At 61.0% G+C, this 26,255-nt stretch carries 21 protein-coding genes, 1 tRNA gene, 1 pseudogene and 1 riboswitch; of the genes and pseudogenes, 9 read left to right on the top strand and 14 right to left on the bottom strand.

The window, feature by feature from the left end:
* The first annotated feature begins 25 nt into the window (after positions 1-25).
* The 6 genes and pseudogenes from pheS to P0D84_RS06295 all read left to right on the top strand — a co-directional run.
* Positions 26-1,039 (top strand): phenylalanine--tRNA ligase subunit alpha, encoded by a 1,014-nt coding sequence (pheS, locus tag P0D84_RS06270; RefSeq protein ID WP_408333646.1) that lies wholly within the window; start codon positions 26-28, stop codon positions 1,037-1,039.
* A 142-nt stretch (positions 1,040-1,181) separates the two neighbouring features.
* Entirely contained in the window at positions 1,182-3,617 is a 2,436-nt protein-coding gene (pheT, locus tag P0D84_RS06275; protein ID WP_408333649.1) for a phenylalanine--tRNA ligase subunit beta, read from the top strand.
* A 69-nt stretch (positions 3,618-3,686) separates the two neighbouring features.
* Positions 3,687-4,097, top strand: coding sequence for an integration host factor subunit alpha (locus P0D84_RS06280; protein ID WP_408333652.1), 411 nt, complete (start codon positions 3,687-3,689; stop codon positions 4,095-4,097).
* 46 nt (positions 4,098-4,143) lie between these two features.
* A complete protein-coding gene (locus P0D84_RS06285) occupies positions 4,144-4,548 on the top strand; it encodes a MerR family transcriptional regulator (protein WP_408333655.1) in 405 nt (134 codons plus the stop codon).
* A gap of 63 nt (positions 4,549-4,611) precedes the next feature.
* Positions 4,612-4,688, top strand: a tRNA-Pro gene (locus P0D84_RS06290).
* A gap of 217 nt (positions 4,689-4,905) precedes the next feature.
* Positions 4,906-5,175 (top strand): annotated as a pseudogene (locus tag P0D84_RS06295) (site-specific integrase); the annotation flags it as partial.
* Between the two features lie 68 nt (positions 5,176-5,243).
* Here P0D84_RS06295 and P0D84_RS06300 read toward each other — a convergent pair.
* Both P0D84_RS06300 and P0D84_RS06305 read right to left on the bottom strand, forming a co-directional pair.
* Positions 5,244-5,996 carry an SDR family NAD(P)-dependent oxidoreductase gene (locus P0D84_RS06300; RefSeq protein WP_408333658.1) on the bottom strand — a complete coding sequence of 251 codons (753 nt, stop codon included), beginning with the start codon at positions 5,994-5,996 and terminating at the stop codon, positions 5,244-5,246.
* Between the two features lie 378 nt (positions 5,997-6,374).
* Complete coding sequence (locus tag P0D84_RS06305; RefSeq protein WP_408333661.1) at positions 6,375-7,283, bottom strand: LysR substrate-binding domain-containing protein; 909 nt, start codon at positions 7,281-7,283, stop codon at positions 6,375-6,377.
* Positions 7,284-7,397: 114 nt separating this feature from the next.
* On the opposite strand from P0D84_RS06305, the gene P0D84_RS06310 reads away from it, so the two are divergent.
* From P0D84_RS06310 to P0D84_RS06320, 3 genes are all read left to right on the top strand, one after another.
* Positions 7,398-8,804 (top strand): FAD-binding oxidoreductase, encoded by a 1,407-nt coding sequence (locus tag P0D84_RS06310; RefSeq protein ID WP_408333664.1) that lies wholly within the window; start codon positions 7,398-7,400, stop codon positions 8,802-8,804.
* Positions 8,805-9,163: 359 nt separating this feature from the next.
* Positions 9,164-10,405 carry an FAD-dependent oxidoreductase gene (locus P0D84_RS06315; protein WP_408333667.1) on the top strand — a complete coding sequence of 414 codons (1,242 nt, stop codon included), beginning with the start codon at positions 9,164-9,166 and terminating at the stop codon, positions 10,403-10,405.
* Positions 10,406-10,519: 114 nt separating this feature from the next.
* Positions 10,520-10,990: a ribonuclease gene (locus P0D84_RS06320; RefSeq protein ID WP_408333670.1), complete on the top strand. Its 471-nt coding sequence runs from the start codon at positions 10,520-10,522 to the stop codon at positions 10,988-10,990.
* A 138-nt stretch (positions 10,991-11,128) separates the two neighbouring features.
* On the opposite strand, the gene P0D84_RS06325 is transcribed toward P0D84_RS06320, so the two are convergent.
* The 12 genes from P0D84_RS06325 to P0D84_RS06380 all read right to left on the bottom strand — a co-directional run bounded on the left by P0D84_RS06325 (position 11,129) and on the right by P0D84_RS06380 (position 26,254).
* A complete protein-coding gene (locus tag P0D84_RS06325) occupies positions 11,129-11,920 on the bottom strand; it encodes a hypothetical protein (protein WP_408333673.1) in 792 nt (263 codons plus the stop codon).
* A gap of 622 nt (positions 11,921-12,542) precedes the next feature.
* Entirely contained in the window at positions 12,543-12,839 is a 297-nt protein-coding gene (locus P0D84_RS06330) for a hypothetical protein (protein ID WP_408333676.1), read from the bottom strand.
* A gap of 265 nt (positions 12,840-13,104) precedes the next feature.
* Positions 13,105-14,910, bottom strand: coding sequence for an allophanate hydrolase (gene atzF / locus P0D84_RS06335; RefSeq protein WP_408333679.1), 1,806 nt, complete (start codon positions 14,908-14,910; stop codon positions 13,105-13,107).
* Positions 14,911-14,929: 19 nt separating this feature from the next.
* A complete protein-coding gene (uca, locus tag P0D84_RS06340) occupies positions 14,930-18,529 on the bottom strand; it encodes an urea carboxylase (RefSeq protein ID WP_408333682.1) in 3,600 nt (1,199 codons plus the stop codon).
* A gap of 176 nt (positions 18,530-18,705) precedes the next feature.
* A complete protein-coding gene (locus tag P0D84_RS06345) occupies positions 18,706-19,347 on the bottom strand; it encodes an urea amidolyase associated protein UAAP2 (protein WP_408333685.1) in 642 nt (213 codons plus the stop codon).
* Between the two features lie 15 nt (positions 19,348-19,362).
* Positions 19,363-20,067 carry an urea amidolyase associated protein UAAP1 gene (locus P0D84_RS06350; RefSeq protein WP_408333688.1) on the bottom strand — a complete coding sequence of 235 codons (705 nt, stop codon included), beginning with the start codon at positions 20,065-20,067 and terminating at the stop codon, positions 19,363-19,365.
* 16 nt (positions 20,068-20,083) lie between these two features.
* Positions 20,084-20,875, bottom strand: a complete 792-nt coding sequence (locus tag P0D84_RS06355) for an ABC transporter ATP-binding protein (protein ID WP_408333691.1) — start codon at positions 20,873-20,875, stop codon at positions 20,084-20,086.
* Positions 20,872-21,687: an ABC transporter permease gene (locus tag P0D84_RS06360; protein WP_408333694.1), complete on the bottom strand. Its 816-nt coding sequence runs from the start codon at positions 21,685-21,687 to the stop codon at positions 20,872-20,874. The genes P0D84_RS06355 and P0D84_RS06360 overlap by 4 nt, the downstream gene beginning before the upstream one ends.
* 36 nt (positions 21,688-21,723) lie before the next feature.
* Positions 21,724-22,794: a putative urea ABC transporter substrate-binding protein gene (locus tag P0D84_RS06365; RefSeq protein WP_408333697.1), complete on the bottom strand. Its 1,071-nt coding sequence runs from the start codon at positions 22,792-22,794 to the stop codon at positions 21,724-21,726.
* A gap of 58 nt (positions 22,795-22,852) precedes the next feature.
* Positions 22,853-22,952, bottom strand: a riboswitch (guanidine-I (ykkC/yxkD leader).
* A 256-nt stretch (positions 22,953-23,208) separates the two neighbouring features.
* Positions 23,209-24,189 carry a GlxA family transcriptional regulator gene (locus tag P0D84_RS06370; protein WP_408333700.1) on the bottom strand — a complete coding sequence of 327 codons (981 nt, stop codon included), beginning with the start codon at positions 24,187-24,189 and terminating at the stop codon, positions 23,209-23,211.
* 142 nt (positions 24,190-24,331) lie between these two features.
* Positions 24,332-24,703: a hypothetical protein gene (locus P0D84_RS06375; protein ID WP_408339702.1), complete on the bottom strand. Its 372-nt coding sequence runs from the start codon at positions 24,701-24,703 to the stop codon at positions 24,332-24,334.
* 417 nt (positions 24,704-25,120) lie between these two features.
* Positions 25,121-26,254, bottom strand: a complete 1,134-nt coding sequence (locus tag P0D84_RS06380) for an acyl-CoA dehydrogenase family protein (protein ID WP_408333703.1) — start codon at positions 26,252-26,254, stop codon at positions 25,121-25,123.
* Position 26,255 lies beyond the last annotated feature (1 nt).

The following is a 26,255-nucleotide window of genomic DNA, read 5'->3' on the forward strand; positions in this document are numbered from 1 at the left end:
CACTGACGTTGAAATGATGGGATCAATGGATCTGGACCAGATTGTCGCCGACGCGCAAAAAGCCTTCGCAGAAGCCTCCGACGTCACTACCCTCGAGAACGAGAAAGCCCGCTTTCTCGGCAAATCGGGGGCGCTGACCGAGCTATTGAAGGGCCTTGGCAAACTCGATCCCGAAACGCGCAAGACCGAAGGCGCACGGATCAACTTCGTCAAGCAACAAGTAGAAGCCGCGCTGACGGCCCGCCGTCAGGCGCTGGCCGACGCGTTGCTGAACCAGCGCCTCGCCGCTGAAGCCATCGACGTCACGCTGCCCGGCCGCGGCACCGGTGCAGGTAGCCTGCATCCGGTGATGCGCACATGGGAGCGCGTCGAACAGATTTTCCGTACGATCGGATTCGACGTGGCCGACGGCCCCGAGATCGAAACCGACTGGTACAACTTCACCTCGCTGAACAGCCCGGAAAACCATCCGGCGCGTTCGATGCAGGACACCTTCTACGTCGACGGCAAAGATGCCGACGGCCGTCAACTGCTGCTGCGCACGCACACGAGCCCGATGCAGGTGCGTTACGCGCGCACCAACACGCCGCCGATCAAGGTGATCGTGCCGGGCCGCACATATCGTGTGGACAGCGACGCGACCCACTCGCCCATGTTCAACCAGGTTGAAGGGCTGTGGATCGACGAGAACATCAGCTTCGCGGATCTGAAGGGTGTCTATACCGACTTCCTCAAGAAATTCTTCGAACGCGACGACATTCTCGTGCGCTTTCGACCGTCGTACTTTCCGTTCACCGAACCGTCGGCTGAAATCGACATGCTGTTCGAAACGGGCAAGAACGCCGGCAAGTGGCTCGAAATTTCGGGTTCTGGCCAGGTTCACCCCACGGTGATCCGCAACATGGGCCTCGACCCCGAGCGCTACATCGGCTTTGCTTTCGGCAGCGGCCTCGAGCGGCTCACGATGTTGCGTTACGGCGTGCAAGACCTGCGTCTGTTCTTCGAAAACGACCTGCGTTTCCTGCGTCAATTCGCGTGAACTGGCGCGTACGAACGCGACAAGCATAGAGCGCGGCACCGCACGCAGTGCGTGCCGCCAGCAGCGTCCCCGGCAGTGCCCAGTGAATCAATGGGCCGCCTGCCGGACATGGACCCAACCTGATCAGAACGTACACAGAACCATGCAATTCCCGGAATCCTGGCTGAGAACCTTTGTCGATCCGCAACTGACGACCGATGAGCTGTCGCACGCGTTGACGATGGCGGGTCTCGAAGTCGAAGACCTGCGGCCGGCCGCGCCGCCGACCTCGAAGATCGTCGTCGGCCAGGTGCTGGAGGTCGTCAAGCACCCGGACGCAGATAAGCTCAACGTGTGTCAGGTGAACGCCGGCACGGGCGCGACGCTGAACATCGTGTGCGGTGCGCCGAATGTCGCGCCGGGCATCAAGGTGCCGGTCGCGTTGGTTGGCGCGCAACTGCCGCCGGCCGAAGAGGGCGGCACGCCGTTCGCGATCAAGCTCTCGAAGCTGCGCGGCGTGGAAAGTCAGGGCATGCTGTGCTCGGCACGCGAACTGAAGCTCTCGGAAGATCATAGCGGCCTGATGATCCTGCCGGAAGATACGCCGATCGGCCAGGACATCCGCGAAACGCTCAATCTCGACGACACGGTTTTCGAAATCAAGCTGACGCCGAACAAGGCGGACTGCCTGTCGGTGTTCGGCGTGGCGCGCGAGACGTCGGCCATCACCGGAGCGTCGCTGCGTCCGCTTGAGATCAAACCGGTCGAAGTGAAGCTCAACGAAACGTTGCCCGTAAAAATTTCGGCGCCCGATCTGTGTGGCCGTTTTTCGGGTCGTGTGATTCGCGGCGTGAATGCGCGCGCGAAGTCGCCGCAATGGATGGTGCAGCGTCTGGAGCGTTCGGGTCAGCGCAGCATTTCCGCGCTCGTCGATATCTCGAACTATGTGATGCTTGAACTGGGCCGTCCGTCGCACGTGTTCGATCTGGACAAGATCCATGGCGGCATGGATGTGCGTTGGGGCCGCAAGGGCGAAACGCTCAAGCTGCTGAACGGCAACACCGTCGAACTCGATGAAACCGTCGGCGTGATCGCCGATGAACAACACATCGAAAGCCTCGCTGGCATCATGGGTGGCGACAGCACGGCCGTCACGCTCGACACTACCAACATCTATCTCGAAGCCGCGTTCTGGTGGCCCGATAGCATTCGCGGCCGCTCGCGCAAATACAACTTCTCGACCGACGCGGGTCATCGTTTCGAACGCGGCGTCGATTACGCGACCACCGTCGAACACATCGAACGCATCACGCAATTGATCCTTGATATCTGCGGCGGCGAAGCCGGCCCGGTCGACGATCAGATCGTCAACGTACCGCAGCGCGAGCCGGTGAAGATGCGGGTCTCGCGCGCGAACCGCATTATCGGCATCAAGATCGAGGCGGACGAAATCGCGCAGATCTTCACGCGCCTCGGCCTCACGTTCGAACGCGACGGCGATACGTTCTCGGTGATGCCGCCGTCGTACCGCTTCGATATCGAAATCGAAGAAGATCTGATCGAAGAGGTCGCGCGTATCTACGGTTTCGAGAAGATCCCCGCACGTCCGCCGGTCGCGACCAGCGAAATGCTGCCGACCAACGAAACGCAGCGCTCGATTCACGTGATTCGTCACGCGCTCGCCGCGCGCGATTACGCGGAAACGGTCAACTTCAGTTTCGTCGACGCCGAGTGGGAGCAGGACTTCGCCGGCAACGACAAGCCGGTACGTCTGCTGAATCCGATTGCAAGCCAGTTGTCGGTGATGCGCACCACGCTGTTCGGCAGCCTGATCAACGTGCTGCGTACCAACCTGAACCGTCGCGCGGCTGACCGCGTGCGCGTGTTCGAAGCCGGCCGCGTATTTCTGCACGACCCGTCGATCAAGGCCGGCGAGCTGACGGTCGAAGGTTTCGCCCAGCCGAAGATGATCGGCGGCCTCGCTTACGGTCCCGCGCTCGAAGAGCAGTGGGGCGCACCGACGCGCGCAGTCGACTACTACGACGTGAAGGGCGACATCGAAGCCGTGCTCGCGCCGGCCGTGGCACGCTTCGTGAAAGCGGAGCATCCGGCTTTGCATCCAGGCCGCAGCGCGCGTATTGAACTGAATGACCGCGCAGTGGGCTGGATTGGCGAATTGCATCCGCGCTGGATGCAAAAATATGATTTGCCGCATGCGCCTATTCTGTTTGAAATCGAAGCGAAAGCATTAATGCAGCGCGTATTGCCGATTCCGTCGGATGTGTCCAGATTCCCGCCGGTGCGTCGCGATATTGCGGTGGTCGTCGATCAGAAAATCGAGGCGCAGGCGCTGCTGGACGAGCTCCGGAAGGCGCAGTCCGAAGAGGCTTGCAAGACTGTCCAGAAGGTTGCGCTTTTCGACGAATTCCGTCCAAAATCAAACACTTCCGGTGGTCTGGGTGCTCACGAGAAAAGCCTTGCGTTCCGTGTGACCTTGCAAGATACTGGCGGGACCCTTCAGGACGAAACGGTCGATCTGGCCATTCAAACTCTGGTGGAACGTCTGGCTCGAGTATATGGCGCACGGTTGCGTGGATAACCCGCATTTAACATTCGCACGGCATTTTTTTGCAACCTCCGTTTCTGCTTGGCGCGCCATTTGATAGATATGAATGAAATGAACTCGAGTGATTTCGAAGCCCTTCTTACGGCGCAACGCAGCGCCATGATTCGCGAAATTCCGACATCACCCGCGGCCGTTTCCACCGAAACGCCGACGCTGACCAAGGCTGAACTTGCCGAGTTGCTGTTCGACAATGTCGGGCTCAACAAGCGGGAAGCGAAAGACATGGTCGAAGCGTTCTTCGAGGTGATCCGTGATGCGCTGGAGAGTGGCGATAGCGTGAAGCTGTCGGGGTTCGGCAACTTTCAGTTGCGCGACAAACCCCAGCGTCCCGGCAGAAACCCGAAGACCGGCGAGGCGATTCCGATTGCCGCGCGCCGCGTTGTGACGTTCCATGCAAGTCAAAAGCTGAAAGCGCTGGTCGAGAGCGGCGCTGAAGCGAGCTTCGCGCGCTGATCGATTGGCGCGTTCCTGCGCAACCCACCACGACGGCTAACTGACGATGACAGCGACGATCGAAAAAGTCGTCTTGCCTCCGATTCCGGCGAAGCGCTACTTCACGATTGGTGAGGTCAGCGAACTATGCGGCGTGAAACCGCACGTGCTGCGCTATTGGGAACAGGAGTTCACGCAGTTGAGGCCTGTCAAGCGGCGCGGCAATCGCCGGTACTACCAGCATCATGAGGTGCTGTTGATCCGGCGGATTCGTGAGTTGCTGTATGAGCAGGGCTTCACGATCAACGGAGCGCGTAATCGGCTTGATTCGCATGGCGGTGGCGCGCACGGTGCGCCGGCTGAGGTGGTCGAAGAAGGCGAGGGCGCAGCGGCGCCAGCAGCAGTGGCTGCGGTAGATGTGGAGCAGTTGCGCAAGGAATTACTGCATGTGATCGATTTGTTGGGTCACTAGTTTGCTTTGTTAGCGTAGGGCAGTTCTAATCGATTGAAGTGTCTGTTATAATTTTTAGCTGTTCGGGGCGTAGCGCAGCCTGGTAGCGTACCTGCATGGGGTGCAGGTGGTCGGAGGTTCAAATCCTCTCGCCCCGACCAAAGAAATCAAGGCCTTACAAGCAATGCTTGTAAGGCCTTTTTCTATTTCTGGCGCGTTTCCATAATTTGTACCCACGTTGTACCCCACAGTGTCAGCGGCTAGCCTCCCACTAGCACTAGGCCGAACAACCTTCTTGGATCGTTTGCACCCGCAACTGCAAGTTGATCAGAATGGTTGTAAGCGCAACTGACAGGTCCGCTCATCGGCAATGAAGTTTTCTTCTCGGAGATCACGCTTCACGAGCCCGACCTGATGGCGCGGATGCAGCCGGTGCGAATGCCCCGCACGTTACCGGTCGTGCTCAGCCTGGACGAAGTGGCCCGGACGATCACGGCAACTGGCCACCTGAAGCATCAGTCCGCGCTGTCAGTCGCCTTCGGTGCCGGAGTGCGTGCCAGTGAAGTGGTGGCGCTGAAGGTCGGCGACGACGACAGTCAGCGCATGACGCTGTGCATCGAGCAGCGCAACGGCCGCAAGGACCGCTACGTCTGCTCGCAGCAGGGATGCTACGTTCCGCAGCGAACCGTTGCCCGTCCCCGTGTGCGTATTTGCATTTACGTCAACACTTGGCCGCCATCGACCACCAATGTCTGGCCGGTGATCCAGCCCGCGTGCGAGCTGGCGAGAAACAGCACCGCACTCGCGACCTCTGCCGGCGTTCCGAGCCGGCCGAACGGAACCGAAGACAGTATCCGCTCATACAGCGCGGGATCGGATGTCTTGCGCTGCTCCCAGGCTCCACCGGGAAATTCGATTGAGCCGGGCGCAACCGCGTTGACACGGATTCGATCCGGTGCGAGTGACAAGGCATGGGAGGCCGTATAGTGCACGACCGCCGCCTTGATCGCCGCGTAAGACTGGGTACGCGTCGACGGACGCAGCGCTGAGATGGACGTCACATTAACGATGGCCGCGTTGGCCGACTGACGCAGGAATGGCAGTGCCGCATGACCCGCGCGCACGGTTGCCATGAGGTCGACTTGAATGCCGGCCTCCCATCCGAGTTCGGTATCCCCGCCTCCGAAACCGGACGCGTTGTTGATCAAAATGTCGATACCGCCGAGCGCCTTGCCGGCGGCCGCAATGTACGCGGTAATCGCTTCGCCGTCAGCAAGATCGCAAGGTGCGGTATGGACCGGATGGTCATAGACGGCCAGTTCGGCCTCGACCGCTTTCAATCCTTCCAGGTTGCGTGCACAGACGGACACGGCGGCGCCTGCCTGCGCGAAGCCGAGCGCGATGCTGCGGCCGATGCCGCGCGAGCCCCCCGCGACGACGACGCGTTTACCGTTGAAATCGAATCCCATGAATTTGCCTCCAGGCAGTGACGTGAGCGTCAGTATGGCCGGAACTTCGGGATTTCGTCAGCGCAGTCCGCATTAAGGCCGTCAACGTCCCAACAATAATGATGTCAACACGCACGCAGGTCATCCGTCTGTTGCGATCGAGCCTTGCGGAATGAGGCGCTGCCGAATTAAAAAAGCGTGTCGCCGCGCCTGCGAACGAACGAGCGAACGAATATGTCACTCGCGCAGCCGGAATGCTGGTTATAGCGATCCTGGCGGTTAGAGACGGCAGTCGCTGCTCAGCGGCCACTTCCAGAGCCTTTGAACCGACTCGATTCAATCAACGATGCCAGGCGAGCAGGTCCAATCCGGAGCGCAGAAGCCGGTGTAGCAGATGCCTTAGTTCGCCAATCTCATCCAGGCTGAGAAGGCATCGATCGCCGCCTGCCGGGGGTGGTGGACCATTGATACGAGGTAAAAGCCATAGCCTTGCAGAGACAGGGAATGCGCCTTGACCAGCGCTCCAGACCTCAGTTCGCGGCTAACCACGACATCACTGCAGATGGCGATTCCTTGTCCCGCGACAACGGCATCGATCGCGTGCAATTCTTCACGGAAGCTCAAATCGCACTTCTTATCGGTCTCCATCAGACCAGGATCGATCGTGCCTGCGGTCGCAAGCCATTTTCGCCAGGTGGGTGCCTCCGGATCGTGATTCATCCAGTCGAAATGGATTAAGGGAAACCGCAGCAAGTCGGCAACACACGTGATCGGACCGTCCTGCGTTGCAAGCAGCGCCGGACTACAGATCGGAAAGAACGCATCACGATAAACCTCCTGCGCTGCAAAGCCGGCAGGCATTACGCGGGCGTAGCGGATCGCGAAGTCGGCATCGCCCGCGCGCAGATCGAGGACAGCGTCGGTCCCGATGATCTCCAATGGAATATCCGGATGCATCTCGCGCCATTTCGGCAGACGCGGAACCAGCCATCGGCTTGCGAAAGCATTGGGACTCGTTACGCGAAGAGGCGCTGGATCACACGGCGCAGCGAGCGACGCCACTGCATGTGTCAGCGTGTCAAAGCCGTTTCGCAGCTGCGGGAACAGTCGCTCGCCCGCAGTCGTCAGCGCAAGAGGTCGTGGATGCCGCTGGAATAGTCTCTGACCGCACACGTCTTCCAACAGCCGGATTTGATGGCTGATCGCCGTTGGCGTCACGCCGAGTTCCGCCGCCGCAGCCTTAAAGCTCCGGTGTCGCGCCGCAGCTTCGAATGCCTGAAGGGACCGCAACGGAAGCAGCTTTCTCATGACGTGCCTGGATGAATTAATGTCATCCGGTAACTGAGATCTTTGATTTTGCCACAGGCAATAGCCTATGAGAGGATCCTCGGCAGGTAGAACCGGACACGAGGAGGCGTTTCGATGGACGTGCGTCAGACTAACCAGCGTTCCGGTATCAGCCTCGATCCGCCGGAATGGGATATCACACGACTTCGCCAGAAATTACGCGGCGAAGCCGTGATTCGGGGCACGCCTCGCTACGACGACGCCCGCAAGGTATGGAACGGCATGGTCGACAGGCGGCCGGCGATGATCGTCTATTGCGCCGATGCCAACGACGTTGTCGAGACGGTTCGCTTCGCCCGGTCAGGCAACCACCTCGTGGCGGTCCGCAGCGGAGGCCACAATGTCGCGGGTATGTCAGTTTGCGACGGCGGCGTCGTGATCAACCTGTCGCGTATGAAGCGGATCGAGGTCGATCCGTTGCGCCGGGTTGCACGCGCCGAAGCCGGCCTTCGCCTCGGCGAGTTCGACGCTGCGACGCAAGCCTATGGTCTGGCGACCACGATGGGTGTCAACAGCGATACCGGCATTGCCGGATTGACGCTCGGAGGTGGGTTTGGCAAGCTCGGCCGCAAATGCGGGCTGACCTGCGACAACCTGGCTGGCGCCGACGTCGTCACCGCTGACGGCCGCTTGCTGAGGGCAACGCGCTTCGAAAATCCGGATCTGTTCTGGGGCCTGCGCGGCGGAGGCGGCAACTTCGGCATTGTCACGGCGTTCGAATATCAGCTTCATCCGGTCGGGCCGCAACTGCTGGCGGGGTCGGTGCTGCATCGCTACGATCAGGCGCGTGATGCAATGCGGTTCTATTACGCATTTTCCAGCACAGCGCCGGACGAACTCAGTCTCGACGCCGCACTCGTCACTGCGCCATCTGGTGAGCGGTTCTTCAGTATCTCGGCGTGCTACACCGGGTCCGTGGAAGCGGGCACCCGGGTCATCAGGCCACTCAGGGAATATGGAACGCCGGTCGAGAGCCGGTTTGCCGCGATCCCGTATCTGCAAATTCAATCCGGTGGCGACAGCATTTTTCCGCCAGGCCGCCGTTACTACTGGAAGGCACAATTTCTTCGTGAGCTCACGGACACGGCGATCAACACGATGCTGAGGGTCTACGCGAGCGCGCCTACCATTTCATCAATGCTCGTGTTGCAGCAGGTTGGCGGCGCGATCGCCCGAGTACAGAAAACGGACACGCCGTATGTGAACCGGGATGCACGCTACGACTGCTTTCCAGTTGCAATCTGGGACAATGCGGCGGACGACGAGGCGGCTGCCCGATGGGCGAACGAGGTGTGGTACGCGATCAAACCCTACTCGACCGGCGGCGTCTACGCGAACAACCTCGGCGAGGAGGGCGAGGATCGGCTACATTCCGCCTACGGCGGAAATTATTTGCGTCTCGTGGAAGTAAAGAACAAATATGATCCAACCAATTTCTTCCGTCTGAATCAAAACATCCGACCGGTGCCAGCTGCGGCCTGACTTACGCGCCCATCGCAGCCTCAATGCCGATGACGAGATTGCGTAGTCACAGTGAGCACTGCCTGCCCAGACCTTGCCGGCATGCTCCATGCGTGCCGGGCCACAGACATTTGTGCTCCGCCAGCGGCTTTCTTTGCTCTCTCACAGATGTACGTAGATACATAGGTAGCGGAGCGGATATTCTGGTTCCTGCCTGGATCGCTTCACCGGTCTCGCCAGATGCCGCGCGGCCATCCGCAATAGAATTTGGGCGTCACGTCACTGCAGCGCACACACTTGCAAAGTCTTATCCGAGAGTCGTCTATCGGATATTCGAACACGTGACAGCATGACCCGAATTTCCCGGAGGATCGTCAGAAATGGCACACGGCAACTGGGACGTCGTCATCGTGGGTGGCGGTCTGGGTGGCGCGGCGCTGGGTCGCTCGTTGGCGATGCAGGGAATCCGCACGCTGATCGTAGAGCGCGAGGCAGCATTCAAGGACCGCGTACGGGGAGAGGGAATGCATCCGTGGGGCGTCGCGGAGGCACGTACGCTTGGCATCGAGGGCCTGCTGCGCGATAGCGGTGCCCATGAGGTGCGCTGGTGGAAGCGTTACTTTGGACCCGTGCCGCGCGACTGCCGCGACCTGGTCGAAACAACACCGGCGCACTGCGGCTGCTTTAACTTCCATCATCCTGCGATGCAACGCACACTGCTCGACGCAGCCGAAGCAGCCGGCGCGATCGTGCGCCGGGATACGGCCGTCGTCGGCGTCGAGCCTGGGGATGCGCCGGTCGTGCGGTTGCGCACAGTCCAAGGCGAGGAGCGTGTGTCGGCCCGCCTGGTGGTCGGCGCTGACGGTCGCCGCTCGATGGTGCGCGGTGCGGCCGGCTTCATCGTGAACCAGGACCCGCCACGGCTGATCGTTGCGGGCGTACTGCACGAAGGGCTCGGTGCGCCGGAAGATGCGGTCCACTACTTCCAGAATCCGTCGTGCGGGCAGGGCGCTCTAATTTTTCCGCTCGGCCAGCAACGGTTCCGGTCCTATTTCGTGTCCGGGGTCGCACAGCGGCACCGCGTTAGCGGTAGCAGGCATATCGCCGAATTCGTCGATGCGTGCGTCGCAACCGGGGTGCCCTGCGATTGGTACGCTGGCGCCAGCGTCGCTGGCCCGCTCGCGGCTTATCCGGGCGCCGATTGTTGGGTTGATCATCCGTATCGTGACGGGGTGGCGTTGATCGGCGATGCAGCCGCCGCCAGCGACCCGTCGTGGGGATGCGGGTTGTCGCTGACACTGCGGGATGTCCGGGTGTTACGCGACTGCCTGCTCGGCACCGACGACTGGCAGGCCGCCGCACACGGGTACGCGCAACAGCACGACCGCTATTACGGCGCACTGCACCGCGTCGAAGACTGGCTCACCCAGTTGCTGTACGAGACCGGCCACATGGCCGACATGCGCCGCGCACACGTATTGCCGCATTTCGCCAGCGAGCCGGACCGCGCGCCGGATCTGTCGGGGCTCGGGCCGGATACACCAAGCGACGAAGCAGCACGTCGCCGCTTCTTTGCTGAGGACGTTGATTTAGCCACAGCCGAAAACCGTGGATCGACCTGATTGTCGAGTAAAAAAATCCTATTTCCGGCCGAACATTGATTCACCCTGCCATTAGCGATACCCTTAAATCGTTCGTGGTCATCGAATGCTGGTCAACCCGGAGGCAACCGTTTCGTGAAACGAGCGTGGGCTTTCTCCTGCATCCTCGCCTTGAGCGCGATCCTCGGAGGATGCGACAAGGGCGGATCGCGAAACACTACTCAGGAATCGGGCGCATCCGCGGGTCAGGCGCTGGTTCAGCCTGGGCAGGCCGCGAGCGGCACACTCGCCGCATCGGGTGCGCAGGAGCGGAGCGCGCCGGCCACCGTCACTAAGGCGCAGTTGCCGGGGGAAGCAGCCGAAACACTGCGTCTGATCAAAGCGGGCGGCCCTTTCCCTTTTGGCGAGGACGGTGTCCTGTTCCGCAACAGCGCGGTATTGCTGCCGCAGCATCCGCGCGGCTACTACCACGCATACACCGTTCGCACGCCTGGCTCGGCGGATCGCGGGCAGCGCCGCATAGTCTGTGGTGGACCGCGCAAGCAGACCAGCGACTGCTACTACACCGACGATTACTACGCCAATTTCAAACGCATTGCAGAATAACCTGAGCCAATGAAAACGCCTCGGGCCTCCGATAAAGGAGACGCCGGGGCGTTGTGTTTTCAGAGGGCGAGTGTCGTGTTTTGGAGCAGAGCGGTTCGTCGGCTATCAAGCAAGCTCTTAGACTACTTCGCAAGATGTTCAATAGGCGCAACTCTGACATGTGCGGCCGACGCACTCCTTCATCATCGCCTGACGTTTCTGCCGGAGTTCGCGGTCTCGTCTGTCCGTCAATGGAAAGCTCGCATTGACCTGGTCATTGCATGCTTTTACTGCCGACCGATCGCTTGCATTAAGCTCATCAAGAGGCTTCGGATCACCCTTCTGCGGGACGACGAGATGCCCGAACACGACTTTCGGCACCGGTCCACCGTGTTGAGCGGGCCAGACGTTGAGTTCCGCCTGGTCGAGCATGGTTGGATAGTTCGAGGTATTGCCGGCGTAACCCCGACCGGTTGGGGCATTCAGCATTTGCGTGGCTTGGGCCCTGACGAAACTGTGGAATGAAGGCCTTGCGAATTCCGGCATTTGATACGCGTCGTCGAGGATCTTGAAGGACTGACCGCCGGTTAGAAGCTCTGCCATATAGTTGGACCCCGCGGCGACGTACTGCCCGAGGAGCGCATTGTCTCTCTTGATTCGGGCGTCCTGGTACGCATAAAAAACTTCTTCGAAGTTCGGAGCCGTGGGTGCTGTGTTGTGCAAGAGGTCTCGTGCTCGCACGTAAGCGGGCACGATGGTTTGCATGTCTTTCTTGATTTCCGACTGAATGTCCTCGCGTTGCCTGGCAATGTTGGCATTCAGCTGACAGGAAGATGCGCAGTTCTGCACGCATTGAGCGTTGCCTCCGCACCTCGCGTAACAACCGCAATCATCCGCGCGCGACGCGCCACTGGCGATCCCGATCAGCAACGCAAGCGCTGAACGAAACATCGCCCTCCAAACCATAACCGGACCGAACCTCGTCATTGCAAACCTCTGCTGGTGTTTGTCGCCGCTTAACGTGCCGGTTGATGATCTACAGAGCCATATTCGCAGAATGCGGTGGGCGAGCAGGTTCCGAGAGCGAGTGTTCTTTCGTCCTGCCGATAAAGTTTCAAGGAGATTTGAAGGCAATGTGTCGGACGACATCAGGCTAGTTGAAAACCAGGCATAGGCGCCATGGTATTTCTACCGATGTCTTTGATGCCCAGTACGTACGGTATCGAACAGTTAAAGGATCGATATCTCGCGCGACACTACACTGCGGTGCTGATTGCGGCACCGGGATGTGAAGTGCCTCCCAATGAACAGTTCACTGTGCTAACGGATGCGGCAAACGAATTTGCTATCGCATTTCGTGCCCCAGACGGCACGGTGTGGGGAGTGCGGCCTGACGCGCATATCGGTTGGCGTAGCCACCCCGGTTCAAAAGAGGCGGTGAGAGGATGGTTGCGGCTTTCGATACAGGTCGATTGATTTGGTGGACGGTGCGGGTGTAACTGGACAAATGGATGATTGGCCTGGCGACGCACGCCCATGCCGCTATCTGGCGCGTGCGTCGTAAGTCTCAGAACTAGGATTTGTTCAAGTGAGTAATGACCTTACCCTCCGTCACTTCCGGCGCGGCCGCACCAATGCTCCCCGCATTCTTCGCGATCCACTCCTTCGCTCTTTGCACGCCCTCATCGATACCTGTCTTGTCTTGACAAACGGTCACGGAGAATCCGCCATCGCCGCTGTGCACGAGCGTGTACGTGACCAGACCTTTGACACCACCCATCCATTCTTCGACCTCTCCTTTACGCTTCTCGAGCAAATCAAACAGTTCTTTCGCGCCCTTTCCGGAATATCGTCTTAAAACAGTTTGCATGATCGTGTCCTCCAATTCCGCGAGATAAGGCTGCAATATCAGCAATGCGCACGACAACTGACAACAGTGCATACCGTCTCATCATTGCTCAGTAGAAACCAGGAGCCCGGCAAGACCGATCGTCGCCGCAACAACCAAGTGTAGTGACCATGCTGTCGATGTAAAGCAAGCGTCAAACACTCATGCGCTTATTGAAATCCTGGCTTAGGTAAGCTGATACTCCGAATTTCGGAGCAGGACAGGCTTCCTGGCCGAGCGGGGCGGGCTACCGCAGAGCGGAAGCGAGCCATGCTCGCCAGCCGCCAAATCCCGTGATGTCGACCCCGGACTCCAGGCCACAAGGTTCGCACACAAAGCCGGTAACCCACGTGCCGTCCATCAGTTCAACTTTCCCTAGCGCAAGCGGAGAGGGAATGGTCGTGATGAACGAGCCCAATTCCAGACTGGGCATCTCCCAGACCTCAATCGCGATCGCCGTGCCGCCGTCCGGGACTCGCCACATGCCGGGCCGCCTCGTGCCATCCGGTGTGGCCGCCAGTGCGGACAACCGATAGTGTGGCGCTGTTTGCGTGGCCTCTACCAGGCGTGCACCACGGCAAACCAGATCGCGATTGAGCGGCAAACCCTGCATGTGAGCGCCGCACACCGCGACGCGCACGTGGTCGTTGGCTGCTGCCGGCCGGTCGCTCACATCAGGCGTGCTACCGCCGACGCATTGAACACCGCTAATTCGCTGCAGCGTATCCGCCACGCTCAACAGATACTGATCCGTGAACGCGCGGCCAAACACGGTCACGCCCCACGGCAGGCCGTTCTTCATGAACGCGGTCGGTGTTGCCACAGCCGCGTAGTCCAGCAGATTCATGAAGTTGGTGTAGTAGCCGAGCAGCGAATTGGGTCCGATAGGATCGCGCTCCAACTCTGCCAGCGTGACGGGACGCGGATAAGTTGGTGTGAGAACGAAGTCCAGTGATTCGAGCGCGGCGTCGCAGATCGCCTTCAACGCTTGCAGACGGTATTGCGCGCGAAAGAGCTCGACGGCGGTGGCGCCCGGCGCCTTCGCCAGCACGTCGCGAATGACCGGCAACACGGCCTCCTTATTCGCTTCGATCAACTCACCCACTACGTTGTAGCGCTCCGCGACCCACGGGCCTTCATAGAGCAGGTTCGCCGCTTCGACGAACGGCGCGAAGTCGATCTCGACGGCTTCACCGCCCGCGGCTTCGAGCATTGCGCGGGCCTTCGCAAACAACCCAGGGCTTTCAGCACAGCCCGCGAATTCGAGTTGCAACGGCACGCCAAAGCGGAATCTGGCGAGCTTGCCGAACGCACGCGCGTTGTTCCATTGCGGGTTCTTGCGACTGTATGCATCGCGAGGATCGGCCTGCGCAGTGAGCGCCAGCAGTTCGCTGGCTTCGCGCGCGCTCGCCGTGAAATACGTCACGCAATCGAGCGTGCGGCAGGCCGGCACGACGCCGGCGGTGGATAGCAGACCCTTGGTCGCCTTGAGTCCGATGAGGTTGTTCAGCCCTGCCGGCACGCGGCCGGAACCCGCGGTATCGGTGCCGAGCGCGAAGCTCGCGACGCCCAGCGCGACGGCCAGCGACGACCCCGCACTCGACCCGCCTGACGGATAGTCGGGATGCACGCTGTTGCGGCACTTGCCGTACGGTGAACGCGTGCCGTTAAGGCCGGTAGCGAACTGGTCGAGATTGGTCTTGCCGAGCGGCACGGCGCCCAGCGCGATCAACTGCGCGACGAGCGTCGCCGACTCGGCCGGCGTATAGGCAAACGCGGGGCAGGCGGCCGTTGTCGGAATACCGGCCAGGTCGATGTTGTCCTTGATCGCGAACGGAATGCCATAGAGCGGTAATGATTCGATATCCTGAGTGTCAAGCCATTCCAGATAGGGCGCGACTTCCGCTTCGCTCAGCAGGTGGATGAACAGATGAAACTCGGGATTCAGCGCAGCGGCTTTCGCCAGCAGTTCGCCGATCAGCTGGCGCGGCGTGAGCGTCCCGGCACGGTAAGCGGCACGCAGCGTGGACAGGCGCAGATCGAATGAAGACATGAATGTTTTCCCAGGAAAGTCAAAGGCGCTCGATAACAGCGACGCGTTGCCCCGCGCGTACCGGCGAGCCGGGCACCACGTAAATTTCGCCGACGGTCCCCGCCGACGGCGCGCACACGGAGATTTCCATCTTCATCGACTCGATGACGAGCAGCACGTCGCCGGTCTCTACCGTGTCGCCGGTACTCACGCGCACTTGCCAGAGGCTGCCCGCGATCTCGCTTTCCACGGCTACGTCACCATCTTTCAGCGGCGCGAGCTCCACGTCCTCGGTGACCGGCGCGTCGAAACTCTCTTCGGCCGCGCCCGCTTCGCGCCAACGCTCGCGTTCGGCCTGAAACGCGGCTTGCTGACGCACGCGGAATTGCTCGATGCCGACGGATTCGCGCGTGAGAAACGTTTGATAGTCGGCCAGCGACAGTTCGGTCTCTTCGATCTGCAGTGGATATCGGCCGAGCGGAAAGTCCGCGCGGATGCGCTGCAATTCGTCGGCCGCGACTTCGTAAAAGCGGATCTGGTCGAAGAAGCGCAACAGGTACGGCCGCCCCGCGAAATCCGCGACTTCGCGGTAACGATTCCACATCTGCAACGTGCGGCCAACGAACTGATAACCGCCAGGCCCCTCCATCCCATACACGCACAGATACGCGCCGCCGATGCCGACCGAATTCTCGGCCGTCCATGTGCGCGCCGGGTTGTATTTGGTCGTCACCAGCCGGTGGCGCGGATCGAGCGGGGTCGCGACCGGCGCGCCGAGATACACGTCCCCCAGTCCCATCACGAGATAGCTGGCATCGAAGACGATCTGTTTGACGGCGTCGATCGAATCGAGGTCGTTGATGCGGCGGATAAACTCGAGATTGCTCGGGCACCAGGGCGCGTCCCTGCGCACCGTCGTCATGTATTTGTCGATCGCGAGCCGGCACGCGGGATCGTCCCACGACAGCGGCAGATGCACGATCCGTGACGGCGCGCGCAAATCCTTCTGCAACACGACATGCTGCCATGCGCGCTCGACGAGCGCGAGCAACTCCGACAGAGGCAGGCGCTCAGGCTGATAGTGGATCTGCAGCGAGCGGATGCCCGGCGTCAGATCGATCACGCCAGGCAGCGCCATCGCCTCGAGCGACTGCATCAACGCATGACCTCGGAAGCGCAAGACGAGATCGAGTTCCGCCGGGCCGATTTCGAGCAGCAGATGCGTGTCTCCGGAAACACGCGCGACGAGGCGTTCGCGATCCGCACCGGTATCGAGGACGATAGGCGAGACCAGCGGGGCTGCCTTCGTGAAGACCGGCTGTGCGTCGAATTCGAGCGTCTGCAATTCACCCAGACGTTGGCGTGCTGCCGCACGTGCTTCATCGATCTGAACCGGCAGGAAGCGCACCTTGTCACCGGCTTTCAACTGGCCGATCTGCCAAAGATCCGCCTCGATGATCGTGACTGGACAAACAAAGCCGCCAAGACTCGGACCATCGGGCCCGAGAATCACAGGCATGTCGCCGGTGAAATCGACGGCGCCGACCGCATACGGGTTATCGTGAAGGTTCGACGGATGCAGCCCGGCCTCGCCGCCGTCCTCGCGCGCCCATTCCGGCTTCGGTCCGACCAGACGCACGCCGGTGCGGCTGGAGTTGAAATGAATCTGCCATTCGGTGTCGAAAAACTGCTCGATATAGCGCGCGCTGAAGTACTCCGGCGCGCCGTGCGGGCCATAAATCACGCGCAGCGTCCGCACGGTTTCCAGCTCAGGGACATTCGCAAGCACCGCGCCCGTGCTGTCGTCCTGCAGCGGGTGCAGATGCAATACATCGCCCGCGCGCAGCGCTCGCCCGCCATGTCCGCCGAACTGGCCGAGCGTGAAGGTGCTGCGGCTGCCGAGATACATCGCGACATCGAAGCCGCCGCGCACACACAAATAGGCTCGCGCACCCGCCCCACGGATCGCGCCGAGCGCGAGCGTCGAACCGGCGGCGACAAAGAGCGTCGTGTTCAACGGCTGTTCGATGTCGTCGAGCAACACGGACAGATGCGCGCCCGTCACTACGACGACCGCATCCGTATTGAAACGCAAGGTTGGCCCACTCATGGTGATTTCGAGCGCGGCCGCGTCGGTTGCATTGCCGAGCAGCCGGTTACCGAGCCGCAGCGCGCGGTCATCCATCGGACCGGAAGGCGGAATGCCGACTGCCCAGTAGCCGAGACGGCCCGGATAATCCTGCACGGTCGTCTGGGTGCCGCCGCTGAGTACTTCGATCGTGCTTGCCCGATACCTGAGCCCTTCGAGACAGCGCGTCCAGGGTTCGCCCGACGCAAACGGCCGATCGTCGAGGATCTGCCGCAGATAGTCGCGATTGGTTTCCACGCCGTAGAGGCGCGTACTCTGCAACGCGTCGTTGAGCGCGTGGCGTGCCGCGTCGCGCGTCGGCGACCATGTGATCAGCTTCGCCAGCATCGGGTCGAAGTAGGGCGGCACTTCGCAGCCGGCTTCGATCCACGTATCGATGCGCAGCGCGCGGCCGTCGGCGCGCGGAAACGCGACATCGGTCAACAAGCCCGGGCTCGGCTTGAAATCGCGGCCTGGGTCTTCGGCGTAGAGGCGTGCCTGGATCGCGTGTCCCCGCGGCGTCAAGCCCGCCGCGAGTTCCTGCAACGGCGCGAGCGTGCCCGCGGCCAGTTCGATCATCCAGCGCACCAGATCGACGCCCCAGACCTGCTCGGTCACACCGTGCTCGACCTGCAAACGCGTATTCACCTCGAGGAAGTAGAACCGCTGCGCGGCGCTGTCGTAGACAAATTCGACGGTGCCGGCCGAGCGGTAATTCACCGCTTTGGCGAGCTTCACGGCGGCGTCGCACAATGCGGCGGACATGCCGTCCGGCAAACAGGGTGCGGGGGTTTCTTCGAGCACCTTCTGATTGCGCCGCTGCACCGAGCAATCGCGCACGCCGAGGGCAATGGCATTGCCCCGTCCGTCGCCGAAGATCTGCACTTCGAGATGCCGCGCTCGTTCGATGTACTTTTCGAGGAACACGCCGGCATCACTGAAGTTGTTCTGGCCAAGGCGCTTGACCACGTCGAAATGCGTGCCCAGTTCCTCGCTGTTCCAGCACACCCGCATGCCGATACCGCCGCCGCCCGCCGTGCTTTTCAGCATCACCGGATAGCCGATCGCCGCCGCTGCATCGAGCGCCACCGGCAGATCGTCGAGCAAGCCCGTGCCTTCGAGCATCGGCACGCCCTGTTCGGCCGCGATGGCACGAGCCGTGTGCTTCAGACCAAAAGCCCGCAATTGCGCGGGCGTCGGTCCGATGAACGCAATGCCGGCCGCTTCGCACGCTTCGCCGAAGCTTGCGTTCTCCGACAGGAATCCGTAGCCCGGATGGATCGCCTGAACGTTCTCACGGCGAGCAATCTCGAGAATCTTTTGCGAATCGAGGTAAGTGGCCGACGCCGGGCCGTCGCCGAGACAGTGCGCAATGGGCGCCTCGCTCACATGAAGACTCGCGCGATCCGCTTCCGCATAAACGGCAACACCGGTTACCTCGAGTTCGCGCAACGTTCTAAGGATGCGGCACGCAATCGCGCCGCGATTGGCGATCAGGATTTTCTCGAACATGAAAGGAGGTCTTGATTCATGGGCGGGCCGTCCCGCCACGTGGGAATTGCATGCCGCGGTCGTCCGCGGCAGAGACCGGCGTTAGCGATTCGCGTGGGTCAATTGCTCGCGCGTGCAGGTACAGCATCGTCCGGAGCGAACCAGCATGACGAAGTACAGCCAGTTGCGGATACGCTTCAGTTCCATATCAGCAGCTCCGCGGGTGTCGGGTTATAGGCATTGCACGGATTGTTCAACTGCGGGCAGTTGGAGATCAGCACGATCACATCCATTTCCGCGCGCAATTCCACATACTTGCCTGGCGCCGAGATGCCGTCCTCGAAAGTCAGGCTACCAACGGAGGTCACCGGGACATTCATGAAGAAGTTGATGTTCGCGCCGATATCCTGCTTCGACAAACGTCCGTCGTGTGCACAGGCGCGCAGGTAATTATCCCGACAGCTATGCATGTAGCGCTTTTCCAGCGCGTAACGCACCGTGTTGCTCTCCTGTGCGCAAGCCCCGCCGAGCGTATCGTGACGACCGCAGGTATCGGCGACGATCGTCAGCATCGGATTGCCGAGGTTCGAATACAGCACGGTGCCGGTTGTCAGGTACAGGCTTTTCTGCCGGCGCAGCGTACGTTGCGGGTCGAAACGCTCACGCGGATCGGCGAGACTGTAGAACAGCGTATCGACGGCCTGATTGCCTTCCAGATCGAGAATGCGTAGCGTCTGCCCAGCTTTCAGGTCGTGAAGCCACGGTTCACCGGCCGCAAGTGTCTCGCGAAAGACCGCGTTTTCAGGGCGTTTGTCGCTGACGGTCAGCGTTGTTGTCATGGTGTCGGGCTCCGCTCAAAGAAACAGACGATCGGTGTTGATGAAACCGCGCACGTTTTCCTCGCACGCGGTTCGGCAAAGCTCGGCGACGTCGCGCTCTGCGTGGCTCAACGCAAGCTTGACCGGCCTGGGCGCATAGTCCGGATGCGGATCGAGCGGATGCTGGATCGCGGTGAGTACGACGAGCGTGTTCATGGGCGCATACAGATCGACGTAGTCGCCGGCCTTCGAATTGCCCGGCACGAAATTCAAGGCGCCCGCATCCGTGACGTCGACCCGGCTAAAGAGGTTGAGCGTCATCAGCAGGTCCTGAATGCCGAGCCCCCACTTGCCCATTTCGACGAGCAGATTGTCGGTGCCATTGCGATAGAACCCGTTGCGCAGTTCCTGGTAGCGGCCCGCACCGTAGTGTTCCTGCACTTCTTCCGCGTTCGATACGCCGCCGATGCTGTCGTGCCAGCCGCAGGTGTCCGCCACGATCGCGGCAAGCACGCGGCCCATATCGGAGTACAGGCAATGACCGGCCGTGAGTTTCGCCGTGTGCTGGCACTTCAGCGTATCGGGCAGGTTGAGCCGTTCGCTCTTCTCGGCGGCATTGATCAACATCACGCTGACGTTCGCGCCGCCGCGCAGGTCGGTAATGCGCAACGACTGGCCGCGTTTGACGATCAGCGATGCATGGCCGCCGCCGGGGATGGTTTCTTCGAGTAGCAAATCCATGTTGTTGAGATTCCTGTCAGGCAGAGACCGCTTCGACACGCGCTGCGCCTTGCACCACGGCCTGGGCCATATGGATCGACGACGCGGAGTCGCGGCTGTGGTCGAGCGGAATGTTGTAGGTGATACGCGCACCGTAGGCGCCGGGCGCCTGAGGGTCGACGCGGACCTTGTCGAATACCAGCACGCGGCTGCCCAGCGTGAAGCCTTCCTTCAGATCATGCGTGACCATGAAGATGGTGAGCTTCGATTCGCGCCACAGGCTCAGCAGCAGGTCGTGCATGTCCTTGCGGATGCCGGGATCGAGCGCGCCGAATGGTTCGTCGAGCAACAATACGCGCGGCTTCATCATCAGCGCCTGAGCGATCGCGAGCCGCTGTTGCATGCCGCCCGACAGTTGCTGCGGATATTTGTCCAGCGCCGCGCCGAGACCGACGTGTTCCAGCATCGCCGCGGCCTCGTCACGCGCCGCACGTCGTTGTGCGCCGAACAATCGGCCCGTGAACTTCGCGCGCGGCAATTCGAGTCCCAGCATCACGTTGCGAATCACCGTGAGATGGTCGAACACCGAATAGCGTTGAAACACCACGCCGCGATGCGCGTCGGGCTCATCGGGCAACGGTTGCCCGTCCAGCAGAATCTCGCCGCGCGTGGCGCGCTCCTGGCCGAGCAACAGCCGCAGGAAGGTCGACTTGCCGCAGCCCGATGCGCCGACCAGCGAACAGAACTCGCCCGCTTCGATACGCAGGTTCAATCGTTCGAGCACGACCTGATCGCCGTATTCCTTCCAGACGTTACGAACTTCGATCATCGGGCGCCTCCGCCGTACCAGGGAAACGACCATTGCGTCACGCGGCGCAGCAGCTCGTCGATGAGCCACGCGAGCAGGGTGATCCACGCCACGTAAGGCAGGATCACGTCCATCGCGAGGTAGCGGCGCACCAGGAAGATGCGGTAGCCGAGGCCATCCGTCGAAGCAATCGCTTCCGCTGCGATCAGAAAAAGCCATGCCGCACCGAGCGACAGACGCATCGCCACCAGCAGACGCGGAAGCAACTGCGGCAGCACGAGACGCAGAATCAACGTCCAACTGTTCGCGCCGAGCGTCTGCGCCTTGACCCACAACTCGGCCGGGATTTCTCTGGCGCGCGAATGCAGGTCGCGGATGATCATCGGGGTAATGCCAACCACGATCAGCACCACCTTCGACAATTCGTCGAGCCCGAACACGATGAACAGAATGGGCAGAACCGCGAGCGGCGGGATCATCGAGATCACCGTGATGAACGGTGAAAACGTCGCGCTTACCAACGGCAGCGAACCGGTCGCGATGGCTGCCGCCAGCGCGATCACGGCGCTCACGAGCAGGCCGATACCGAGCCGCCGCAAGCTCGACACCGTGTCGGCCCACAGCAGGTACTCGCCCGTGCGTTTGTCCTCGGTGAAGGCGACCTCCTTGATGGCCTCGCTCATCTGCGTTGCGCCCGGCAGCAGCTTGTCGTCAGGATTGAGCTTGAGCCGCATCGACGAGCCGGTGAAATACACCGCCATCAGCACGATGAACGGCAGCAACAGCAGCATCAGGCCGCCGCTTCGGCTGGGATGCCGGTTGATGAGTCGCATGGATGCCCGCCTTGTCGAATGCGTGAGATGTTTGGCTCAGAGCTTCCCGGCCGCCGCCATTTCGACGTAGGTCGGATCGAAACGCAGCTTGACGTTGCTCTTGTTGCCGACCACGACGCCTTTGTCGAATGCCATGCCGACCACGTCCGCACTTTTGGCATCCTGTCCGAGCAGACCATGATCGAACGAGAACCTGGCAACGCGCGTCATGATCTTCGGCATGTCGGGACTGGTGACGAAATCGAGCGCGGCTTTCGGCGTGTAGAAGAGCGCGGTGGTCGACAACTGGCCCTTGAAGCCTGCGAGATCGGTGCCCGATGCCTTGGCCATCGCAGTGAGCGCGGTGGTGCTGTCGGCGCTGTTGGCGTGCATCAGCGCGACCATCTCGAACCAGGCGCCCGTCAGCGCCTTGCCGAGTGCGGGGTTGTCATGCAGGGTCTTGGTGTTGACCACCATCATGTCCATGATTTCGCCGGGGATCTTGCTCGAGTCGAAGACTTCGGTGACGTTCGGCTGCGCCTTCAGATCAGCGAGCATCGGGTTCCACGTCACCGCGTTCTGGACCGCGGGCGTTGCGAACGCGCCGGCGATGTCGGCATCGGACGTGTTCACCACTTTGAGGTCGCGCTCGCTCATATGCGCGCTTTCGAGGGCGCGGGCGAGCAGGTAGTGCGAAACGGAGAACTGGACCAGATTGATCTGCTGGCCCTTCAGGTTGGCGATCTGCTTACCCTTGCCCTTGATGAGCACGCCGTCGTTGCCGTTCGAATAGTCGCTGACGATCAGCGCAGTCGAATCCACGCCGCCCGAAGCCGGAATGGTCAGCGCATCCATATTGGTCATCGCGCAGCCGTCGAACTTGCCGGCGGTGTACTGATTGATGGATTCGACGTAGTCGTTCAGTTGCACGACATCGACGTTGATGCCGTATTTTTTGGCCCACTTCGAGACGATGCCCTGGGTCTTTGCCTGACCCCACGGCATCCAGCCGGCGTAGATGGTCCAGCAGACCTTGAAGTCGGTACGGCCTGCGGCAAATGCGGAAGTTGAGGCGAGGGAGGCGAGGGAGACAGCAGCGATACCGAGAAAGCGGACGAGCTTGCGCATGAGATTGACCTCGGAAGGGACGGTTAGCGACGGCAGGGAGCAGCGCAAACATCGCGTTCTCTCCCGGGCTTTTATCCCGCCGTGTAACCTCGCCTGAGGTCGACAGCTCTCGGACCAGCACCTGCGTGAAGCAGGCCGGAACCCTAGCCGTCCATTTCCAGATTGTGTGCAAACCGGATGATGCGCCGGCTCCTTGCCATCGTTGTATAGCGAGAAGCGTGCCAAACGGCAATCGCCGCATTTCGCGGCGTCGCAGTGGGTGTCTGCCCTGTTCCAGTGACGGCGCGCACCCGTGCATGCGGAACTGGCACCCTATTTGTGCATTGATTGCCTGGCGTTGATGACTATCTGGCGGTCTGGCCCAAAGTTTTCTCGCTGTCCGATCGGGCGAAAGGCACCAGCATGCCGTCTTCGTCAGGCATCTCTGAATTGGGTACGGTCGGCTTGCTCCGCAGGCAGGCGACTTTGCCTGCCGAAGCGCCGAATGGCCTGCGGCGGCTGGCCGAGTGTGCGCAGGAACGCGCGCCTCATGCGCTCGCGGTCGGACAGGCCGACTTCATCGGCGATCACATCCATCGAATGGCGCCCCTGCTCGAGCATCAGCCGCGCGGCTTCCACGCGCAGGTGCTCGACGGCCTTGGCAGGCGACTGGCCGGTCTCCGCGGTGAAGGCTCTACTGAACTGGCGCGGGCTCAGGCTCGCGATGTCGGCGAGCTCCTCCACGGACAACGGGTTGCGCAGATTGGCGTTCGCGTAGTCGATGGCCTTCTGGATCCTGTCGGACTTCGGCTCCAGTTCGAGCAACGCGGAGAATTGCGACTGGCCGCCCGCGCGCCGATGGTAGACGACGAGTTTGCGCGCGACCGTGCGCGACACGTCCTTGCCGTGATCCTTCTCGATCATGGCAAGCGCCATATCGATGGTGGCGGTCATACCCGCCGATGTCCAGATCGGTCCGTCCACGACGAAGATCTGATCTTCGTCGACGATCACTTTCGGAAAGCGGCGTTGCAGGTCGCGCGCGAATCGCCAGTGGGTTGTTGCGCGCCGGCCGTCCAGAACGCCCGCTGCCGCCAGTATGAAAGCGCCGGTGCAGGGAGCCGCGATACGCCTCGATGTCTTGAGCGAACGTTTGATGAAATCGCTCAGTGCGGGGGACGCAACGTCGGTTTCAAGACCCGAACCGAACATCACCGTATCGAAAATGGCGTCGCCGAAAGGTTGCGTCTCGACCCGAATTCCTGACGAGGTCGGCACCATTCCGCCCGTTTCCGAAAGAGCCGTCACTTCGTACGCCGGTTCATCGAGCACGAGGTTTGCGAGTTCGAACGCCGTGACTGCCGCAAAGCCCATCAGATAGAAATCGGGGAACACGACGAAACCGATTCTGTGCATATGCCGTCCCGCGCGATGTCCTAAATCGCCTGTATATACGCCATGTGAGACGCAGTCAACGATGACTTGAGGTTCGCCGGCTGGGCACGAGCAACAACCCAGCCGGCGAAGAGACGCTTACGAATCGAAGACCCCGTTGAGATCAACGGCGTTTCATCTTGATCACGCGCGAAATCTGACCAAGCTTAAAGCCGGTGTTTTCCACGTATTTTGCGTAGTCGACTGGCGCAGTAAACGATTCATCAGTGATGTACTCGCCCATGTAACGGAATCGGTCCGTTGCTGTTCGGACAAAAACAGGAAGCGGGTCGGTCTGTCGCGCAAGCGTTCGGCCGGCCGCACGTGCAGCGGCGCTGCTATCACAGACGATCACATCCGGGGCATACGGATTGAGGTCCTGACGCAATCGCGCGGCGACGACCTTACCGCCCTTCACAGGTAAGAATGCCTGTTTGCATCCTCCCGTTACTCGATGAATATCTTCCCGAGAATACTCTTTGCCAGTTTCAAACATGATTTTTCTCCGAAGAATGACGCCTGGCTGTAACGCAGTGGCATCAAGCGGAGCGATGATATCGACCTGCATCTAAATCATTTGTATAAAGGGTGAGCTTCCTGATAAAGAAAGCATGCGAATTGAGCGGACCGCGCGACGTGCATCACGGATATGGCGCATTAACGGTACACCCCCTTCGGTTTTATAAATTCGTTATACGCGTGATGACAGAATCTCGAGATCGCTGAGCGAGGTTCTATGTGCTTCGATTGAGATTTCGTCGATACGAAAGCCACAATCTTATTGTTCGGGTTCTTTTCGTAGACGGTTGCCGCAAGCGCTTGTAGGAACACGCCGAGGTCTTTTGGGGGCTGTAGCCGCACGAAGTGCACGGGTCGGCCATACGCCAAGGATGTGTTTCTACGAGCGCTTGCGTCAGCAGCCTCTGCCGAGCGCGATATACCGTTCGAGATGATGATCCTCATCGCCAAGCTGATGATCGATCATCACGAGGCGCTTCGCGTAGTGAGCAAGCGGCAATTCCCACGTCATGCCGATACCGCCATGCAGTTGAATGCATTCCTCGGCGACCCTCGCTCCAATCCTGCCGATACTGTATTTCGCCGCCGAAACCGCCCGTTCCCGCACCGTGCGTTCGGCCCCAAGTGCCGCCGCGGCATTGATCACCGCCGAGCGCGCCTGCTCGATTTCGAGCAGCAGATCCGCCATGCGATGCTGCAATGCCTGGAAGCTGCCGATCGGCACGCCGAACTGCTTGCGTGTGCGCAAGTATTCAAGCGTGTAGTCTTTCGCGACATCCATCGCGCCGACTGCTTCGGAACACAAGGCCAGCACGCCACAACTGATCGCGTATTCGAGCGTCGCGAAGCCCTCACCGGACGCGCCGAGCAGCGCGTCATCGGCGAGTGTGACGTTGTCGAAGGTGACCTCGGCGGCGCGGCCGCCGTCGATCTTGCGATAGCCGCGCACGCTGACACCCGCTGTCTCGCGCGGGACGAGAAAGAGCGTGATGCCGGCTTCTGCATCGCCGGCACCTTCCGTGCGCGCGGAGACGAGCAGGAGCGATGCGTTCTCGCCTTGCTGAACGACCGCTTTCGCGCCGTTCAGCTTCCATGCGTTGCCGTTGCGTTCGGCGCGCGTCGTAACGCGCGATAGTTCGTAGTGGCCGTCCGGCTCGCCATGCGCGAGCGCAACCAGACGCGAGCCTTCGATCAGTTCGGCCAGCGTGGCTCTCTGCGCTTCGCTGCCGTCACGCGCGATCGCCTGTCCGACCATCAGGGTATCGAGAAACGGCTCGACCACGAGACCACGGCCCAGGCTCTCGAATACGACAGCGATATCGAAACCGCCGCCGCCGAAACCCCCCTCTGCTTCATCGAACAACGCGCCGATAATGCCGAGTTCCGCGAAGCGATTCCACAGCTCGGCGCTAAAGCCCTCAGCCGAGCCCGCGATCCGGTCGCGCGTCGCGAAGGCGTATTGCTCGGCGACAAAACGATTGAGCGTATCCGCCAGCATGCGGCGGTCTTCTGTGTGCTGGAAATTCATG

This window comes from Paraburkholderia sp. RL17-337-BIB-A, assembly GCF_046025895.1.
GTDB classification, from domain to species: domain Bacteria; phylum Pseudomonadota; class Gammaproteobacteria; order Burkholderiales; family Burkholderiaceae; genus Paraburkholderia; species Paraburkholderia fungorum_C.

Bases quoted from the DNA above. Each gene is read 5' to 3' on its own strand.
- pheS (WP_408333646.1), top strand. From the start codon at position 26: ATGGATCTGGACCAGATTGTCGCCGACGCGCAAAAAGCCTTCGCAGAA.
- pheT (WP_408333649.1), top strand. From the start codon at position 1,182: ATGCAATTCCCGGAATCCTGGCTGAGAACCTTTGTCGATCCGCAACTG.
- P0D84_RS06280 (WP_408333652.1), top strand. From the start codon at position 3,687: ATGAATGAAATGAACTCGAGTGATTTCGAAGCCCTTCTTACGGCGCAA.
- P0D84_RS06285 (WP_408333655.1), top strand. From the start codon at position 4,144: ATGACAGCGACGATCGAAAAAGTCGTCTTGCCTCCGATTCCGGCGAAG.
- P0D84_RS06300 (WP_408333658.1), bottom strand. From the start codon at position 5,996: ATGGGATTCGATTTCAACGGTAAACGCGTCGTCGTCGCGGGGGGCTCG.
- P0D84_RS06305 (WP_408333661.1), bottom strand. From the start codon at position 7,283: ATGAGAAAGCTGCTTCCGTTGCGGTCCCTTCAGGCATTCGAAGCTGCG.
- P0D84_RS06310 (WP_408333664.1), top strand. From the start codon at position 7,398: ATGGACGTGCGTCAGACTAACCAGCGTTCCGGTATCAGCCTCGATCCG.
- P0D84_RS06315 (WP_408333667.1), top strand. From the start codon at position 9,164: ATGGCACACGGCAACTGGGACGTCGTCATCGTGGGTGGCGGTCTGGGT.
- P0D84_RS06325 (WP_408333673.1), bottom strand. From the start codon at position 11,920: ATGTTTCGTTCAGCGCTTGCGTTGCTGATCGGGATCGCCAGTGGCGCG.
- P0D84_RS06330 (WP_408333676.1), bottom strand. From the start codon at position 12,839: ATGCAAACTGTTTTAAGACGATATTCCGGAAAGGGCGCGAAAGAACTG.
- atzF (WP_408333679.1), bottom strand. From the start codon at position 14,910: ATGTCTTCATTCGATCTGCGCCTGTCCACGCTGCGTGCCGCTTACCGT.
- uca (WP_408333682.1), bottom strand. From the start codon at position 18,529: ATGTTCGAGAAAATCCTGATCGCCAATCGCGGCGCGATTGCGTGCCGC.
- P0D84_RS06345 (WP_408333685.1), bottom strand. From the start codon at position 19,347: ATGACAACAACGCTGACCGTCAGCGACAAACGCCCTGAAAACGCGGTC.
- P0D84_RS06350 (WP_408333688.1), bottom strand. From the start codon at position 20,067: ATGGATTTGCTACTCGAAGAAACCATCCCCGGCGGCGGCCATGCATCG.
- P0D84_RS06355 (WP_408333691.1), bottom strand. From the start codon at position 20,875: ATGATCGAAGTTCGTAACGTCTGGAAGGAATACGGCGATCAGGTCGTG.
- P0D84_RS06360 (WP_408333694.1), bottom strand. From the start codon at position 21,687: ATGCGACTCATCAACCGGCATCCCAGCCGAAGCGGCGGCCTGATGCTG.
- P0D84_RS06365 (WP_408333697.1), bottom strand. From the start codon at position 22,794: ATGCGCAAGCTCGTCCGCTTTCTCGGTATCGCTGCTGTCTCCCTCGCC.
- P0D84_RS06370 (WP_408333700.1), bottom strand. From the start codon at position 24,189: ATGCACAGAATCGGTTTCGTCGTGTTCCCCGATTTCTATCTGATGGGC.
- P0D84_RS06375 (WP_408339702.1), bottom strand. From the start codon at position 24,703: ATGTTTGAAACTGGCAAAGAGTATTCTCGGGAAGATATTCATCGAGTA.
- P0D84_RS06380 (WP_408333703.1), bottom strand. From the start codon at position 26,254: ATGAATTTCCAGCACACAGAAGACCGCCGCATGCTGGCGGATACGCTC.